The organism is Paenibacillus sp. MT86, assembly GCF_058792535.1.
Map to the genome: position 1 here is coordinate 1,443,460 of NZ_CM179499.1, position 17,955 is coordinate 1,461,414.

Genomic DNA, 17,955 nt, shown 5'->3' on the forward strand with positions numbered 1-17,955 from the left:
ACCGATTCCGGTGCAGGGGCGGCTTTGTTTGTCTTTAATGGAGCCATGAATTTGATGCTGAAACGGCAAACCATTTCTTTGTTGGCGTCATCATAAGCGGGGATTCCGGGGGTTCGACACCTTGATCTTGATATACCTTTATTATGCGGTAAAGGGTATGCCAAGGGTTTCTGATACAGGTCGGATGGGGTCAGATGTCAGCAAACGAAAAGAAGTCCGGCATGCTGCTATCGGTTAATCTAGGTTGGTACACATCCTGTTGGACATGCTGATACCCATTAACAAAGCTCGGGAAGGAGACGGATCGTGAAAAAACAAGTTTTGTTCATCCATAGTGCCGGCCCGCAAGGCAACCGCCAAGGAAGCAGCGGCTTGATCGACCATTTACAAGAACGGCTCGGTGAAGCTTATCATGTCTTATCTCCCGGCATGCCGGATCCGGATTACGCTCTGTGGAAAGCGCAGATTGCCAATGAAATCAAGGCGGTGGATGGGGATGTGCTGCTGGTAGGTCATTCCCTCGGCGGTTCCATACTGTTGAAATACCTCTCGGAAGAAGACGGGCAGCTAACCGTCTCTGGACTGTTTTTGATCGCCGCCCCTTATTGGGGCAAAGACGACGATTGGCAAAACGAAGAATATGCATTGTCCGATTCATTTGTTTCCAAGCTGCCGCATCTCCCGAACCTATATCTATATCACAGCCGTCACGATCCAGTAGTACCGTTCGCGCATGCTCAGCACTACGCGAAGCAGCTTCCCCAGGCCGTCACCCGGGCATACGAGGGCGACGATCACTACTTCCGCGAGGGCTTGCCCGAGCTTGTGGACGATATCAAGCGGATATAAAAAAGGGACGACATTTGCTGCGCGTGGCTAATCATCGGTCCTTTTGATCTTAAAAAGCAACTTCGAATATGCTTCCAAAGTCAGCCCGTCCATGCCAGACTTCAGCGGAGAAGGCGGAATGATTCTGGAGAAGCGAAGCGGGCTCCTTTGCCACCGGATTTCTACATTTAGAAAATCCATTCATGGAAATCTGGGGGCAACAGAGATCGGAAGAATCATCCGCATGCGGAGCGATGCAAATAACCAGAGCGATGCAGAAGAATTTCTCACTCCCATTGCGATGCTATGGGAGCCACCCAGAAGTAAAGCGGCCGTCCATATAAATCTCGCATAAAAAAGACGACATCAGCTTTTCGCTAATGTCGTCCTCTTTTTTTACTTGCTCGCTTTGTATGCGCTCAAGAATTCCTTCACCTTCGCCGGATCGGCTACCAGCTCGTTGCCCGTTTTGACGATCGGGCTGACGGTGGAGTAGGCTTTGATTTTGTTGTTGTTGTAGTAGGCCAGGATTTCATCCTGGTTGATCGAGTAAAGCACCGCTCTTCTCAGATCGTCGCTTGTTGCCACATCGCGGTTCTTCGTGTTGAACAGCAAGTAGGATACGGCGTTGCTTTCGATCGTTTGCAGCTTCAGCTTGCCGTCGCCTTTCACTACGTCGTATTTCGTTTCCGGCACGCCGTAGTACAGGTGGATTTCGCCGCTGCGCAGTGCGGAGAGCGTGCTGTCCGCATCTTTGATAAAGCGTACTTTCACTTGCTCGATTTTCGGTTCGTGCTCCGTGCCCTTCATGTAGCCAGGGTTTTTGAAGAAGGTGGCTTCATAGTCATTCTTGGAAGACAGGATATACGGACCGCTCGCATACAGTGTGTTGTTGTATTTATCGCCTTCGGTTACGGTGTTCTGGTCGCCGTAAGGGATGTCTTTGTTCACGTCGAATTTCTCAACGTCATACGTGTTGATGGATTCAACTTGCTTCTTTGATACGATACCGGCCGATTGGTGAGCCAGGTAGTTCAATACTTGCGGGAACGGCTCGGTTGTCGTCAATTTGATGACTTGGTATTTGCCGTCTTTCGTGCTTGCTTGATTCTTGTCGCCCACGAGAGAAGCGATCTTGGTATCCAAGCCGGCTTCCAGCGCTTCCTTGACGCTTTCGCTGCCGCCGGAAACCTTGGTGTTTTCCAGTACGCTCAGGTCGGTTACGGCTTCAACGGTGTTGATGTGCTCGTGAAGCGTGTAGGTACGATGATCAGGCACCGAATTTTTGTCTTTCGCTCTGTTCATGGAGAAGATGACATCGTCCGCGCCTACGCGTTCGCCGGAATCTTCCGCTTTTTTGTTCGTGATTTTTGCAAAGTTAATGTCGTCTCTAAGAATGAAGTAGTACTCCGAGTTGCCTTCGCCGATGGCATGGTTATAAGACAGCGAGCCTTCGGACGTGATCTTGTCATCATCGGTCAGGTTGATCAGACGTACGTTCATGTTGGTGTTGATGATGTTAATGGAACCGTCGTTGCCCTTGATCGGGTCAAGCGAAGTCAGTTCAGAGATCGATTGGGACAGAATCAGCGGCTGCGTCGCACGCTTGGATTGGTCTTTGAAATCGACGGCTTCCCAAGGCAGGGAACGGGATTTCGAAAGACGAACGGAATTCTCGTCCAGCACATCCTTGTTGAACGCTTGGCTCTTCAGGGAGATGTACAATGGAGCGATGTAAGCTTTGTCCGTTACCAGACGTTGTTCCAGCTGCTTGTAAGTCTGAGCGGCGTCTTCCGGCGTTTGCGTGGCCGCTTGGTCGATCAGCTTGTCCACTTCTTCGTCGGACATGATGCTGTAGTCGCCGCCGGTTTTGAACAGGGAACGAACGGCATAGTCAGGGTTACCCGTTACGGTTGTCCAGCTGGACAGCGCGATGTCGTAATTGCCGGCATCCTGCTGTGCCTTGAAGCTGCCGTAGTCCGGCTGCAGATTCAGCTTCACGTTGAAGCCGTTCTTGGTGAGCTGGTCGCGAATGATGTTGACATCGGATTCGTTAGAGCTCATGCCAAGCAATTCAATATTAACAGCGGATGTGTCTGTAGCTGTATCCGCTGGTTCTTGCTGATTTTGCTGTGCATCATCTTTGGTTGTTACGTTGCATCCGGCCAGTACGATGACTAGCGAGAGGAACAATAACAGCAAGGAACTCTTTTTCATTGGTGATACCCTCCTGAGTTGTATATATATAAAATATTTTTTGAAACCAACGTTAGTGTGCCCAGGGCACGAAAAGCTTTAATCCAGCTTCGGATCGAGCGCATCCCGCAATCCGTCGCCCAGAAAGTTGAAGGACAGGACAAGCGCGATGATGGCTAGACCCGGATAAATCGCCAAGTAGGAATGCGTCTCAAGATACGTGCTTCCGATCTTCAGGATATTCCCCCATTCCGGGATATGCGGCTCGACGCCGAGACCCAGATAACTCAAGCTGCTCGTCGAAATGACGGCTGCACCAATGGTTAACGTCGATTTGACGATCATGGGCGCGAGCGAGTTGGGAACGATATGCTTGAAAATGATCGAAAAATTGCTCGAGCCGAAAGCTCTGGCCGCATCGACGTACTCAAAGGTGGAGATCAGGAGCACATTCGCCCTCATGGTTCTTGCATAAGTCGGTATAGCTCCTACGCTGAGCGCCAGAATGAGGTTGACGGTATTGGCTCCGAATGCGGCAATGATCGCAATGGCGAGCAGGATGCCCGGAATGGCGTACAGCACGTCCAGCAATCGCATGATGACGTTGTCGGTATGGCGGCCATAGTAGCCGGAGACGGCACCGAGAATGCCGCCGATGACAACCGGAATCGCCGTAGAAGCGAATCCGACGATCAGCGAGATGCGGGCCCCGAATACGATCCGGGAGAACAAATCCCGGCCGAAGTTGTCCGTACCGAAGGGGTATGCCAGGCTTGGCGGCTGCAGGATGGCGCTGTAGTTGTTATCGATCGCAATGCTGTAATCGAAGGTAAACAGACTGGTCACCGACAGGCAGAACAGGAAGATTACGAAGAACAGTCCGGACATGGCCGTCGAATTGGCAGTAAGCTTTACCCATACGTCGCCCCAGCGGGTCATCGCGGGATTGCCGTTCTTGCGGATCTTCGCAAGCAGGTTGATGCCGAGCACCAGAGCAAAAATATTGCCCGTTGCCGCAGTCAGAATGATCGGAAAAGCAAGCCAGGTCAATGCCGGATGCGCATAATTCGATTTTACGTACCTGGCAACGAGGATAAGCGCGATCAGCTGAACGACGGCTATAACCAGAAGCACGGCCATGGCCGGCAGGAACGTATTCGAGACGTAAGGCTTGAACAGATTCAGCGCCGATATCGCGATGGCGAACAGCTGGGTTAGCAGCATGTAAACGGCAATCGTATATTCGGGAGGCTTCTGTTTTTTGATCAGATTGAAACCGAACGTGACGGTAAACAGATTCCCCGTAACGATGCTCAGCAGCTGAACGTAACCCAGGATCCTGGTCGAGCGCCGGATTTCTCCGTCCCTTTGAAGATCCCTTCGGATCAGCAGCGTAATGATGATCTGTATGATCGTAAACAGTGCATATGCCGCAAAGGCGGTGAACACCCACGGTTTGATGGTTCCCCCAGTGAAATCAAAGCTGTTCAGAAGCAGGATCACCGTTAAGGTCAGAGAGATAACCCATGTGAAGCTGGCTTGACTGTACTCGTGTGAGGATTTCAGCTGGTGTTTGGTTTCTGGTTTGGAAAGAAGCTTCTTAATCATGAGTACACCTGCTTTAGTATTGTTTCATCTTGGACCTGATCCGTGGATCGAAGAATGCGTACAAGATATCGATGATGACGTTCACCAGCGATATGGTGATGGCGGTGTAAACCACGCCGCCCATGATGGCCGGGATGTCAGGGATAAATTGTTTATCCACGATGTAGCTGCCGATACCGCTGATGTTGAACACCTTCTCCGTAACGGCGGAACCGCCAAGCATCCCGCCGAACTGAAGTCCGATGACGGTAATGATCGGAATGATGGCATTGCGGACAGCATGCTTCATCAGAATGGTACGCTTGCCGAGCCCTTTCGCTCTGGCTGTGATCATATAATCTTCATTAATGACTTCCAGCGTGGAGGAGCGCGTCATTCGGGCAACCGAAGCGGTAAGTCCCGTCCCGAGCACGATCACCGGCATGATCATGGACAGCCAGTTCTCCGGATTGAAGGTGGCGGGCAGCCACTGCAGCTTGATCGAGAAATTCAGGATGAAGATCAGTCCCTGCCAGAAGTTCGGAATGGACAGCCCGATCAGCGCGATGAACATAAACGTATAGTCAAAGAACGAATTCGGTCTCGTGGCCGAGATAATCCCGATCGGCAATGCGATCGCAATCGCGATGATCAACGAAATGACCGTAAGCGTCAGCGTGATCGGAAACTTTCTGGCGATGCTGGAGGTAATCTCTTCGTTGCCCGAGAAGGATTTGCCGAGATCGAAATAGGCGATGCCTTTAATGTTGTTCCACAGCTGCGTCAGATAGCCCTGATCGAGTCCGTGCATTTTGTTGAAAGCCGCGATCTGTTCCGGCGTTGCCGTCTCGCCCAATATGTTGGCCGCGGGGTTAAACGGCGACAAGTGAAGAATCGTAAAGACGAGAACCGCTACGCCAAAGATAACGAATACCGTCATCACGAGTCTCTCCAAAATATATTTCAGATAGGGATTGCTGTACAAAAAAATAAGGATGTACATCAGCAAGCCCGGAATAAGTGATATAATGAAGAACAACGGGTTCTCGATGAGAGAACCGAACGTATCGGCCAGAGTCAGCCGTTTGCGATTGTTCAGCTTCAGGTCTTTGGCGGTCCGATCCTTGAGGACTTCACGGAACCTTGCCTCTGCGATCTTATCGACTTCCTGCCGGAGCTGAGCCTCGCTGATTTTTTGCTTGAAGAACTCATGCTTGCGTTTCTGCTGCTCCATCATCTCGGAGCGAAGGGCCTCCAGATATCCGGCGGCCAGCATCTCGCTGCGTATGCGGTTCTCAGCCGCCGCGTAGTCATCCTTCTTTCTCTGGACCAAATAAAATAGGAAGACCACGAGATTCACGGGCGCTCCCAATAATAATAGTAAGTATCTATAAGAAGGATTCAGAAGGATCTTACTGTATGTGCTGCTTATCGAACTTATGAGTCTGTTTGGTCTTGCTGCTTCTGTCCCCCACATAAGGTGCCTTTCCTCCTTGTTTCAAATTGCATTATTCCGAGTGATATAGTATATTTTATTTTAGCCTATTTTAAAAGTCAATAGATTATAAGAGTTGTAGAGTATATTACTTTAATGACATAAGCATAATGGCAGGTGAGCAGAGTTGGAACCGATATTGCAGGTTAAAAATTTGAGCGTGGCCTTTCAATCCCGTGATTCAGAATTTCACGCGGTGCGTGGGGTCAGCTTTGAAGTGAAGAAAGGGGAGACTCTCGGTATCGTCGGAGAATCCGGGAGCGGCAAAAGCGTCACGGCACGCTCGATCATGCGGCTGCTGCCTTCCCCGCCTTCTTATATGAAGGATGGAGAGATCCTGTTCCTTGGCCAGAACCTGGCCGAGAAAACCGAGAAGGAGATGGAGAGCATCCGGGGACGCGATATCGGGATGATTTTTCAAGACCCGATGACCTCGCTGAACCCGACCATCCGCATCGGGGAACAAATATCGGAAAGTCTGGTCAAACACCAGAAGCTGTCCAAGCAGGAAGCGAAGCAGCAGGCGCTTGACATGCTCAAGCTGGTCGGCATCCCGAACAGCGAAGCGCGTTATAATCAATACCCGCACGAGTTCTCGGGCGGCATGCGGCAGCGGGTGATGATCGCCATCGCCCTGGCGTGCCGACCTGCGCTGCTGATTGCGGACGAGCCGACGACGGCGCTTGACGTAACGATTCAGGCCCAAATCCTCAATCTGATGAAAAATATGCAGGAGCGCTTCGGTTCCTCCATTATATTGATCACGCACGATCTCGGCGTTGTGGCGGGCATGTGCGACCGCGTGGCCGTGATGAAAGACGGCGTGATCGTGGAGACGGGAACGACGGAGGAGATCTTCGAGAATCCTCAGCATCCCTATACCTTGAAGCTGTTAAACGCGCTACCGCGCCTCGACGAGAAGAAGAAAGCGAAGCCGGCGCCGATCATCGTGCCAAGCACGGATTACAAAGGACCGCTGTTAGAGGTGAAATCCCTGAAGCAGTATTTTGATATGGGCAAAGGGAATGTGCTTAAAGCGGTGAATGATATCAGCTTTCATATTCAGGCGGGGGAGACCCTCGGGGTCGTCGGCGAATCCGGCAGCGGAAAATCAACGACGGGACGAGCCATCCTTCGACTTCATCAGCCGACGGGCGGAGAAGTGCTGTATCAGGGGATGTCCGTGAATCGCCTCTCCCCTTCGGAAATGAAGGCCATGCGGCGCCATATGCAGATGATCTTCCAGGATCCGTATGCTTCGCTGAATCCCAGATTGAAGGTCGTGGACATTATCGGCGAAGCGCTGGATGTCCATAAGTTAACCGGCAGCAAGCAGGAGCGGAAGAAGCGGGTCGAGGAGCTGCTGGATATGGTCGGACTGGATCCGGCTTATGCGACGCGCTACCCGCACGAGTTCTCCGGCGGCCAGCGCCAGCGGATCGGGATTGCGCGGGCGCTGGCGGTAGAGCCGAAATTCATCGTGTGCGACGAGCCGCTCTCCGCGCTCGACGTGTCGATCCAATCGCAGATCGTGAAGCTGCTGGAGGAGCTGCAGCACCGTCTGGGCTTGACCTATCTGTTCATTGCGCACGACCTGTCGATGGTGAAGCATATCAGCGACCGCGTTGCCGTTATGTATATGGGCAAGATCGTCGAACTCGCGGAAAGCGAGGAGCTCTACTCCAATCCGCAGCATGATTATACGAAGTCCTTGCTCGCGGCGATTCCGGTGCCCGATCCGAAGATCGAATCCAAGAAGAAACGGGTCCTGCTGGAAGAACGCACCGGAGAGGATAAATATAATCTGGAGCATTCCGAGCTTGTGGAAGTATCGGAAGGCCACTGGGTGGCCATGCCGACCGGAGCCTAATCGAATAATAGAACCTGTCCCGACCGGAGTCGGGGCAGGTTTTTTTATCCAAAAAAAATCGATCCGAATCGGCGATTTGCAGTGCTCATAAAAAGGAATTGAGCCCTGCACGGCAAATATTTAAATGTTAGGAAGCGTTCTCACGATACATGAGCCTACGAATTTCCAAGTATACGCACAATAGCAACATACCGATGAGGAGGAAGTGGAATGAATCGTTTGCAGCAAGGGGATGTCGTATTATTTCAAGGGGACAGCATTACGGATTGCGGTCGCGACCGCAACTTTTCCGGCAGCTTGGGGAACGGCTACCCGCTATTGATCGACTCGTTGTTCGGCATGAAATTTCCTGAGTTGAACGTTACCTTTTTGAATAGAGGGATCAGCGGAAACCGGGTCGTCGACTTGAATAACAGATGGCAGGAGGATTGCCTGGACCTGAAGCCGGACTGGGTATCCATCTATATCGGAATCAACGACACTTGGCGCCGATATGATAGCGGGGACCCGACAAGCACCGAGGATTATAAAGCCGGGTACCGCAAATTGATCGAACGGACGAAAGAAGCGCTGGACGCCAAGCTGATTCTGGTCGAACCGTTCGTGCTGCCTCATCCGGAGGATCGGAGAGCCTGGCGCGAGGATCTGGATCCGAAAATCACGGCGGTCCGCGAATTGGCGGTGGAATACGGAGCCCTCCTGGTGCCGCTGGACGGATTGTTCGCTGCGGCGTCGGTGCGACGCGAGGCTGCCTTCTGGGCGCCGGACGGCGTGCATCCGTCACCGGCCGGACACGGCCTGATCGCGAAGGCATGGCTCGAAACGATGGGCGTTTCTCTAGGGTAACGCTTAACGGTTGGTCTTAGAGCTGAAGCTGGAAGCAACAAACGCTGGATGCACGGAATCCGTGCTCCTAATGGAAAGAGATCGGGCGCGAATGTCGTGCCCGATCTCTTTTTTTCAATGAGAATGGCAATAGGTATGAAATATGGGTTCATAGCTGCCGATACAATTAGAAATGTTAGAAATCACTTTCATTTTTTTTGCGTATGTGGTGTAATGCATTAAAGCGAAAAAATAATGGTTGACGCCTCCTTTTAAATCCTATAGGATTACTTGTATTAATTAATATTCGTCTTTTTTACGGAAAACAGGGGGAGAGAGAACATGAAAGCCATGAAACATGTAAGGAAATTATCGGCACTGGCGCTGGCGTTTGTGATCGTATTGACCGGATGCGCCGAATCGGGCAGCGGCGGCGGCAGCGCGTCGGGCAATCTGGCGGACAAGGTCGAGAACCTGCCGGCAGGCATTGCCGAGAAGGATCCGGTGAAATTGATGGTCGTTCGGAAAATCGGGGGCGATGACCACACGGCTCAATTTTTGGCAGGGGCGAAGCAGGAAGGCGAGGCTCTCGGGTTTAAGGTGGATACCTTCTCGGCGAATGGAGACTCCGCTAAATTCCATGACGCGATCGCACAAGCCATTGACAGCGACTACGATGGATTTATCATATCGCATGGCGACGATCCTGCATCGGTTCAGGACGTGAAGAAGATTACCGAAAAGGGAATTCCGGTCGTCACCTTCGACTCCTTGCCGGAGATCGGTGACATTGCAGGGGTAACCCAGACATCGCAGGATGACGAGCAGCTCGCAAAGCTGGCGTTGGACAAGCTGATTGAAGAGCAAGGGCCGGAGGCCAACATCGTTTACCTCTGGGTAGATGGATTCCCGCCGATGGTGCGTCGTAATGCCGTATACCAGGAAACGCTGAAGAACAACCCGGGCATCAAGGAAGTGGAGCGTTTCGGCGTAGCGAGTGACCAGACTTCCTTGGAAACGCAAAATGCGGTATCCGCTATCCTGACGAAATATCCGAAGGGCGAAATCGATGCAATCTTCGCAACCTGGGATGCATTCGCCATCGGCGCGGCCAGAGCGCTGGAGGAAGCGGGACGCAGCGAGGTTAAGATTTACGGCATCGACGTATCCAACGCGGACCTGGAGCTGATCCAGAAACCGGACAGCCCTTGGGTGGCTACCGCAGCCGTAGATCCGAAGATGATCGGCGCCATCAACGTTCGTTTGCTGGCTAAGAAGATTGCAGGCGAGGAAACGCCTGCTACGTATAATCTGGAGCCTGTATTGATCGAGCGCTCCGGCCTTGAGGGTGCTACGGAAGCGGTCAACATGGTTAATTTGGCCGATATTATCCCGAACTGGGGAACAAGCACGGAATTCGAAGAGGACTGGATGAAGGCATTGAAAGAAGCAGGCGGCAAATAAACAGCAATATTCATACAGGCGCTCTTGTCGGTCATCGATAGGGGCGCCCTATCCTATTTGAAGGGAAGAATACACTTGCGAAGCGTGATGGAGCCAACAACTGCCAGCTCGACCGACATTTCGGGAGCGGCACCCTTACTTCAAATGAAGCGCATATCGATCTCTTTTCCAGGCGTTAAGGCGTTGACCGATGTTGACTTTCAGACGACTGCGGGAACGGCTCATGCGTTGATCGGTGCGAATGGCGCGGGAAAGTCTACCTTAATGAAGATTCTATCGGGAGCGTATACCCATTACGAGGGCGAGATCTGGATCGACGGAAGCAGGGCGGACATCCGTTCACCGAAGGAAGCAAAGGACCTGGGCATTCAGATCGTCTATCAAGAGGTGGATACCGCGCTCATTCCGAACCTGACGGTCGGCGAGAACATCATGCTCGACCGGACGGTTCACGATATGGGCAAACGGCACTTGATCCGTTGGAAGGAGCTCCATCGGGAAGCCGAATCGATTCTTGCGCGGATGAATATCCGGGTCCCGGTCAAAAAGCTGATTTCGGAGCTGACGCTGGCGGAGAAGCAGATGGTGCTGATCGCCAGAGCCGTTTCCAAACAGTGCCGCATTCTGGTGCTGGACGAGCCGACCGCGCCGCTCAGCCATAGCGAGACGGAGCATCTGTTCAAGCTGGTGCGCAAGCTGAAGCAGGACGGAGTCGGCATTATTTTCATATCGCACCGGCTGCCGGAGCTGTACGAAATCTGCGATGACATTACGATCATGCGGGACGGTTTGCTGGTGAAGAGCGACCGCATCGCGAATATCGATCAGCCGAAAGTGGTGGAATACATGCTGGGCTCCAAGATGGACCAGCAGTTTCCCCACATCGAGCGAGACATCGGTCCTGCGCGGTTAGAGGTAAAAGGCATGTACGACCCGGGCAAAATCAACGGCGTTGATCTGAGCCTCCGCCAAGGGGAGATCGTCGGTTTGGCAGGCCTTGTCGGGGCCGGGAAAACCGAGCTGTGCCGGGCGGTATTCGGGGCTTCCGGCACGTCAACCGGCGAGATGATACTGGATGGAAAAAAGCTGCGCATCCGCTCACCGCATGATGCCGTGCGGAACGGCATTGCGCTCGTACCCGAGGAGCGCCGCCGGGAAGGCGTGTTCGTGGAAGAGCCGGTGTCCGTCAATTTAACGGCCGCGGTGCTGTCCCAATTTTCCAAATGGGGTTCCTGGCTAAGCTTTGGCAGGGAGAAACAGGCGGCCAGAGAGATGATCGAGTCGCTCGGGATCAAAACTCCGAGCGAGAGAGCGCGGGTGAGAAACCTGTCCGGGGGCAACCAGCAGAAGGTGGCGATCGGCAAATGGCTGCTGGCCGACGCGGACGTGTATATTTTCGATGAGCCGACCAAGGGCGTAGACGTTGGCGCGAAGCGGGATATTTTTAAGCTGGTGGCCGAGCTGGCCAAGCGGGGGAAATGCGTTCTGTACGCTACGAGTGAGCTGTCCGAGATCGTGGGCATCACCGACCGGGTGTATGTGATGTATGACGGCCGCATCACGAAGGAGCTGACAACGCGGTCAACGAATGAAGAGGAATTATTGCTTTACTGCACAGGAGGCGGGTTGACATGAATACAGCAAGACCTGTTAAGGAGAAGCCGGCGGCTAGCTTCGCATTCGATTTTCTATACAAATACGGCACGTTGATTACGGTATTCGTTCTTATTCTCGTATTCGGGACCGTTGCCGACAACTTTTTGAATACAAGCAACATTATTAACATTCTCCGTTCGATCTCGATCGTGACGATCATTGCCGTAGGACTGACCGTATCGCTCGCCGTTGGCGGCTTTGACCTGTCCGTCGGCTCGACGGCCTCCCTGGCAAACGCGCTGGTCATATCCATGTTCGTCTGGCACGGGCAAAACATCGGCGTCGGCATCGGCCTCACGCTGCTGTTCTGCCTGGCCGTCGGGCTGATCAACGCGTTTCTGGTCATCAATTTCAAGATCGACGACATGCTGATGACCCTGGCGACGATGTTTATCTTCCAGGGCGTTGCCCTGACGTATACCCGGGGCGCTACCATCTCCCAGAATATGATCATGCCGAGCGGGGACTTTGCCACCGGTAAAATTCCGGCGCTGTTCGAGAAGATCGGGCAGGTGCCATGGATCATTATCATTATGGTTCTCGTGGTCCTCGTGGTCCATCTGTTCCTGACCTATACGAAACACGGACGGTACATGTACATGATCGGGGGCAACCGCGAAGCGGCGGCTTTATCCGGGATCCCGGTGAGTAAATACCGTCTGATCGCTTATCTGGTCTCCGCATTGTTTGCCGCCATCGGCGGGATTATCCTTGGGGCTCGCGTCATGACGGCCGAGGTCAACTCCGGCGGGCCCTATCTTATGGATGCCGTTGCCGCGACATTCATCGGATACTCCGTATTCGGAGCCGGCAAGCCGAACGCGCTCGGGACCTTTGTCGGCGCTGTGTTGATCGGTATATTGCAAAACGGACTGATCATGCTGTCCGTGCCGTATTATGCGATGGATATCGTCAAGGGCTCGGTGCTGGCGTTGGCGCTGGCCTTAACCTACTATAAGAAAAGACATTGATGACGAAGCGTCACGTGCATTGACCCAGCTAGTTCCATTCATACTATCGAGACCATCCCTCCCGTGATCCTGATCGGGGGCGGATGGTTTTTTTCATGGATCGGTTCTATGGGTGGCAACCTATGGGAGGGAAATGAATTCAAAGACTTATTCTAAGGGCGAATCCGGCAAGATATCCATCATTTGGTTATTTAGTTGACGGACGCAGCGGGTATTCATTATCCTGTAGAAGACTGGTTTAGCATTGTACATACATTTCCCTCCTATAAAGAGAAAGGGGACTCATCATGAAAAAAACAACCTTCATACAACCGGATCCCAAGTCCTGGCTGGACACGTTTCACTTTGAAATTCCGATAAAGATTAGGTATTGCGAAACGGATATGCTGGGTCATGTCAATAACGTCAGTTATTTCATGTATTTTGAGCAGGGACGCATTGAATATTTCGAGAATCTGGGATTGACCGACGAGCTGTTCGGCGATCAAAAGGTGTCGGTTGTTGCGGATCTGGAGTGCCAGTATTTGGCGCAAATGTATCTGAAGGACCCGCTTAGGCTTCATGTGCGGGTGGCTGAGATCGGACGCTCCTCCATGGACATTCAATATGCGATCGTGGTGGACGGCGCCTTGAAGGCAGCCGGCCGCGGAACCATCGTGCTCATCGAGACCGCTTCAGGCAAGAGCACGCCGATTCCGGATTCGGCACGCGAACGTATTTCGGCTTTTGAAGGATGGATGTAAGCCAACGATAAAGATCAATCAGGATAAACCATGAAGGGAAGGGATAAGGGATGAACATCCGTTTTGCCATTATCGGCACAAACTGGATCACCGAGAGGTTTCTCCAGTCGGCACTGGAGACGGAAGAATTTATTCTGGCTGCCGTATACTCCCGTACGGAAGAGAAGGGCAGGGCTTTTGCGGCTAAGTACGCGGATCCCAAGGTCTACACCGATCTTGAGGCGATGGTGCAGGATGACGAAATTGATGCGGTATACATTGCGAGTCCGAATTCCTATCACGTGGACCAGGCGATATTATGCATGAACCATGGGAAACACGTCCTCTGCGAGAAGCCGATGGCTTCCAACGCGGTTGAAGTGGCCGCAATGATCGAAGCTGCGAAGAACAATGACGTTCTGTTGATGGAAGCGTTGAAGTCGACGCTGATGCCGAACTTCAAGACCGTCCGGGACAACCTGTACAAGCTGGGCCCGATACGGCGTTATTTTGCGAGCTATTGCCAATATTCCTCCCGTTATGACGCGTTCAAGCAGGGGACGGTGCTGAATGCGTTCAACCCTGAATATTCCAACGGTTCTTTGATGGATTTGGGGATCTATTGCCTGTACCCGATGGTGACCCTGTTCGGAAAACCGGACACGGTGAAGGCTTCCGGCTACATGCTGTCTTCCGGGGTGGACGGCGAAGGCAGTCTTCTGTTGTCCTATCCCGAGATGGATGCCGTCATCATGCATTCCAAAATCAGCGATTCCTACGCTCCAACCGAAATTCAGGGCGAGAACGGCACGATGATCATCGACAAAATCAATCAGCCGTACGATGTGAAGATCCGTTACAGAGACGGCACCATCGAGAACGTGACCCAGCTGCAAACGCATGAATCGATGTATTACGAAGCCCGGGAATTTATCGATTTGATCCGGTGCGGCGAACGGGAAAGTTCAATCAACACCCATGCCAACTCGCTCATTACGGCCGAAATTATGCAGGAAGCCAGAAGCCAGATCGGACTGCGGTTCCCGGCGGATTCCCGCACCGATATATGATATTTGTCATACTCCCGAAATGACGTTTATGACTACGACGCGCATGACATTCTATCTATACTTAAGTTAGACAAGTGCGTGATAGCTTGATGACGTCCTTGCGCTTCATTTCGAGGAGGAAGACAACTATGGCTAAACCCGATAACAAATTGTCCAGCTTGAAAAAGAACGTTGCCCCTTATGAAGAAATTGACACAAAGGCGAGTATAGGTCAGCTTTTCAATACACTGGTTCCCTTGATACTGCTATGGTATGCAGCCTATTTAAGCTTATCGGTATCGTACTGGCTTACCATTCCCATAGCCGTGATTGCTTCGGGGTTTGTTGTCCGGACGTTTATCATATTCCATGATTGCTGTCATGGATCTTTCTTCAAAAGCCGCAAGGCGAATCAAATTCTCGGCACGATTACGGGCGTGCTTACGCTGTGCCCTTACGAGCAGTGGAAGAACACCCACGCGATCCATCACGCGACGAGCAGCAATCTCGATAAGCGGGGAATCGGCGATATGTGGGTATTGACCGTTGAAGAATATGGTGCGGCCTCCTTTTGGGAGCGTCTGTACTACCGCGTGTACCGTAACCCGATCGTGATGTTCGGTCTGGGTCCCATCGCCATATTTCTGATATCCTATCGTTTCAACCGCAAAGGTGCGAGACGCAAGGAGAAAATCAGTAACTATATAACCAATATTTCGATTGTAGCGCTGTATGCCTTGCTGTGCTGGGCGATCGGATGGCAGGCATTTTTGCTCGTTCAGGCTCCGATCTTCATGGTTTCCGGGATGCTTGGCATTTGGTTGTTCTATGTGCAGCACCAATTCGAGGAAACGTATTACGAGCATGATGAAGAGTGGAGTTATATCAATGCAGCCGTAGAAGGCAGCTCTTATTACAAACTTCCGAAGCTTCTGCAATGGATCACGGGCAACATCGGCTTCCATCATGTCCACCATTTAAGCCCGAAGGTGCCTAACTATAACCTGGAGAAGGCGCATGAAGCCGCTCCTCCGCTGCAGAAGGCAACAACGATTACGCTGAAGACCAGTTTGAAATCCATTCGTTTCCGTCTGTGGGATGAAGAGAAAAAGGTGTTCGTCACCTTTAAGGAAGCGCGTCAGTCGCTTCGTAAGCCGCAGGAGCCGGCATTGCCGAAGGCCGAGAAGAACCTGGCGAGCCCGAGACCCAGGGTGCAGGGCGAATAGGCCGCTGAGTCATGATGCTATATTAGAGCACGGATTCGCTAAGGCTAGTAAATGGATTAAGCTTGAACCGACAGAAGGTGGGACTCCATGCAGAAATGGTATCAGATCTTTCATAAAAGCACGGGACTGAGCCCTTACGTATGGGTCGTCTTCTACATCCTTCCGTTCTATTTCATCTTCCGGTCGACCTCGACCTATCAGATCGTGATCGGCGTTCTGATGATCGTGATGTTCTTCGCTTTTTATGTGTTGTCATTTCTGTCCAAAGGCTGGCTCGTCTATTTCTGGACGAGTCTGCAAATTCTGATATCGATTGCGATGTCCGTGGTATTCGGATATATCTATTTCTCGCTGTTCCTCGCCTTCTTCATCGGGAACATCAAGAATAAGGCCGGATTTATTACGCTGTACTCCATCCATTTGGTTACGACCATTATTACGGTGAACTATGGATTGTTAACGCGGAATCCGTTCTTCATCACGCAGCTGCCATTCGTGCTTGTGAGTGTGGTAGGGGTTATACTGCTCCCTGTGACAAACTATAACCGGAATAAGAACGATCAGCTGCAGGGCCAGCTGGAGGATGCCAACAAACGGATTTCGGAATTGGTGAAGCTGGAGGAACGCCAGCGCATTGCCCGGGATTTGCATGATACGCTGGGGCAAAAGCTGTCTCTTATCGGCCTCAAAAGCGATTTGGCCGGCAAACTGATGAAGCAGGATATGGAAAGGGCCCAAGCCGAGATCAACGATGTCCGTCAGACGGCCCGAACCGCACTGAAGGAAGTGCGCGAGATGGTAACGCGGATGCGGGGGACCCGGCTTGCGGATGAAATCTTCCGTATTCGGCAAATCCTGAAGGCGGCGCAGATCGAGTTGACCTTTGAGGGGACGCAGGAGCCGGAGAATCTATCGTTGATGAACGAAAATGTGATCAGCATGTGCCTGAAAGAGGCAGTGAATAACATCGTGAAGCACAGCAATGCCACGGCCTGCTCCATTGTGATCGAATCCACGGAAACGGATCTGATTGCCAGGGTGAAGGACAATGGGACCGGGTTCGTGACGGACGCGAAAAACCGCGGCAACGGGCTGCGGGGAATGAGAGAGCGGCTTGAATTCGTGAACGGAAGCATGGAGTTTGCTTCAGGCGAGGGGACTACGCTTGTCCTTCGAGTCCCTAATGTGCTCAGAATGCCGGATAAGGAGGCGGGAATATGATCCGAATCGTCATTGCCGAAGATCAGCGGCTGCTGCTTGGAGCCTTGGCCTCACTGCTGGATCTGGAAGAGGATATGCAGGTGGTCGGGACGGCGGGCAACGGCAAGGATGCCGTACAGCTTGTCAAACTTCATATGCCGGATATCTGCATCATGGATATTGAGATGCCGATCATGAACGGGCTTGAAGCCGCCGAGGAGATCAAGGGTTATGGCTGCAAGGTGATGATCTTAACGACCTTTGCCCGGCCCGGGTATTTCGAACGTGCCGTGAAAGCGGGCGCCAACGCTTACCTGCTTAAGGACAGCCCGAGCGAGGAGCTGGCCGCGTCCATTCGCAGCATTATGGCAGGCAGGCGAATCTACGCCTCCGAGCTGGTGGATGAAGCGTATTCCGGTGAAGAGAATCCGCTGACGGAGCGGGAAAAGGAAGTGCTGGGCCTCATCGCGGACGGCAAGAATACGAAGGAAATTGCCAATCAGCTGTTCATTACCACGGGAACCGTGCGTAATTACATTTCCGTTATTCTCGATAAGCTTGGCGTCAGCAACCGGATCGAAGCGATCACGCGTTTCAAGGAAAAAGGCTGGTTTAAATAGTACAAAGAAGAAGCAAAACCCCGCGGTTGCAGCCGCGGGGCTTTTTTTGCGTGCGCAGAAGAAAAACGAAAAACAGGAAGAAGGTGAATATGCCGCTTAAAAATAATGGATTTTTTTACCTGGTATTGTATGCATTAAAGTGCATATTTATTCATTTAATGAAGCTTGAATGCGATTGTGGATAGATTTTATATTTTTTGGAAATAATGAAATCGCTAATAAAAATAAGCCTGTTTTTAAATGATG

General features: G+C 52.0%; 14 protein-coding genes. 11 read left to right on the top strand and 3 right to left on the bottom strand.

The genetic code is table 11. The annotated features are described in order from the left end of the window. Nucleotides 1-306: 306 nt before the first annotated feature. Nucleotides 307-849: an RBBP9/YdeN family alpha/beta hydrolase gene (locus tag AC3RCL_RS06210; RefSeq protein WP_492534905.1), complete on the top strand. Its 543-nt coding sequence runs from the start codon at nucleotides 307-309 to the stop codon at nucleotides 847-849. A gap of 375 nt (nucleotides 850-1,224) precedes the next feature. On the opposite strand, the gene AC3RCL_RS06215 is transcribed toward AC3RCL_RS06210, so the two are convergent. The 3 genes from AC3RCL_RS06215 to AC3RCL_RS06225 form a co-directional block, all read right to left on the bottom strand. Beyond that, on the bottom strand, nucleotides 1,225-3,045 hold the full coding sequence (locus AC3RCL_RS06215; RefSeq protein WP_492534907.1) for an ABC transporter substrate-binding protein: 1,821 nt from the start codon (nucleotides 3,043-3,045) through the stop codon (nucleotides 1,225-1,227). Between the two features lie 78 nt (nucleotides 3,046-3,123). Beyond that, nucleotides 3,124-4,632, bottom strand: coding sequence for an ABC transporter permease (locus tag AC3RCL_RS06220; RefSeq protein WP_492534909.1), 1,509 nt, complete (start codon nucleotides 4,630-4,632; stop codon nucleotides 3,124-3,126). A 13-nt stretch (nucleotides 4,633-4,645) separates the two neighbouring features. Next, nucleotides 4,646-6,088 (bottom strand): ABC transporter permease, encoded by a 1,443-nt coding sequence (locus tag AC3RCL_RS06225; protein WP_492534911.1) that lies wholly within the window; start codon nucleotides 6,086-6,088, stop codon nucleotides 4,646-4,648. A gap of 145 nt (nucleotides 6,089-6,233) precedes the next feature. Between AC3RCL_RS06225 and AC3RCL_RS06230 the strand changes: the two genes are divergently transcribed. The 10 genes from AC3RCL_RS06230 (at nucleotide 6,234) to AC3RCL_RS06275 (ending at nucleotide 17,709) form a co-directional block, all read left to right on the top strand. Continuing rightward, complete coding sequence (locus AC3RCL_RS06230; protein WP_096775194.1) at nucleotides 6,234-7,976, top strand: ABC transporter ATP-binding protein; 1,743 nt, start codon at nucleotides 6,234-6,236, stop codon at nucleotides 7,974-7,976. Between the two features lie 210 nt (nucleotides 7,977-8,186). Beyond that, nucleotides 8,187-8,822: an SGNH/GDSL hydrolase family protein gene (locus AC3RCL_RS06235; protein WP_009589707.1), complete on the top strand. Its 636-nt coding sequence runs from the start codon at nucleotides 8,187-8,189 to the stop codon at nucleotides 8,820-8,822. 321 nt (nucleotides 8,823-9,143) lie between these two features. Further along, nucleotides 9,144-10,265 (top strand): sugar ABC transporter substrate-binding protein, encoded by a 1,122-nt coding sequence (locus tag AC3RCL_RS06240; RefSeq protein ID WP_492534914.1) that lies wholly within the window; start codon nucleotides 9,144-9,146, stop codon nucleotides 10,263-10,265. Nucleotides 10,266-10,409: 144 nt separating this feature from the next. Continuing rightward, nucleotides 10,410-11,900 (top strand): sugar ABC transporter ATP-binding protein, encoded by a 1,491-nt coding sequence (locus tag AC3RCL_RS06245; RefSeq protein WP_492536273.1) that lies wholly within the window; start codon nucleotides 10,410-10,412, stop codon nucleotides 11,898-11,900. Beyond that, entirely contained in the window at nucleotides 11,897-12,892 is a 996-nt protein-coding gene (locus AC3RCL_RS06250) for an ABC transporter permease (protein ID WP_492534916.1), read from the top strand. The genes AC3RCL_RS06245 and AC3RCL_RS06250 overlap by 4 nt, the downstream gene beginning before the upstream one ends. A 287-nt stretch (nucleotides 12,893-13,179) precedes the next feature. Beyond that, a complete protein-coding gene (locus AC3RCL_RS06255; protein ID WP_036662299.1) occupies nucleotides 13,180-13,635 on the top strand; it encodes an acyl-CoA thioesterase in 456 nt (151 codons plus the stop codon). Nucleotides 13,636-13,685: 50 nt separating this feature from the next. Beyond that, entirely contained in the window at nucleotides 13,686-14,684 is a 999-nt protein-coding gene (locus tag AC3RCL_RS06260) for a Gfo/Idh/MocA family protein (RefSeq protein WP_192569488.1), read from the top strand. A gap of 128 nt (nucleotides 14,685-14,812) precedes the next feature. After that, nucleotides 14,813-15,889 (top strand): Delta(5) desaturase DesA, encoded by a 1,077-nt coding sequence (gene desA, locus AC3RCL_RS06265; RefSeq protein WP_492534919.1) that lies wholly within the window; start codon nucleotides 14,813-14,815, stop codon nucleotides 15,887-15,889. Between the two features lie 87 nt (nucleotides 15,890-15,976). After that, nucleotides 15,977-17,110 carry a sensor histidine kinase gene (locus tag AC3RCL_RS06270; protein ID WP_192569486.1) on the top strand — a complete coding sequence of 378 codons (1,134 nt, stop codon included), beginning with the start codon at nucleotides 15,977-15,979 and terminating at the stop codon, nucleotides 17,108-17,110. Continuing rightward, entirely contained in the window at nucleotides 17,107-17,709 is a 603-nt protein-coding gene (locus tag AC3RCL_RS06275; RefSeq protein ID WP_012819369.1) for a response regulator transcription factor, read from the top strand. Before AC3RCL_RS06270 ends, AC3RCL_RS06275 begins: the two co-directional genes overlap by 4 nt. Nucleotides 17,710-17,955: the final 246 nt, after the last annotated feature.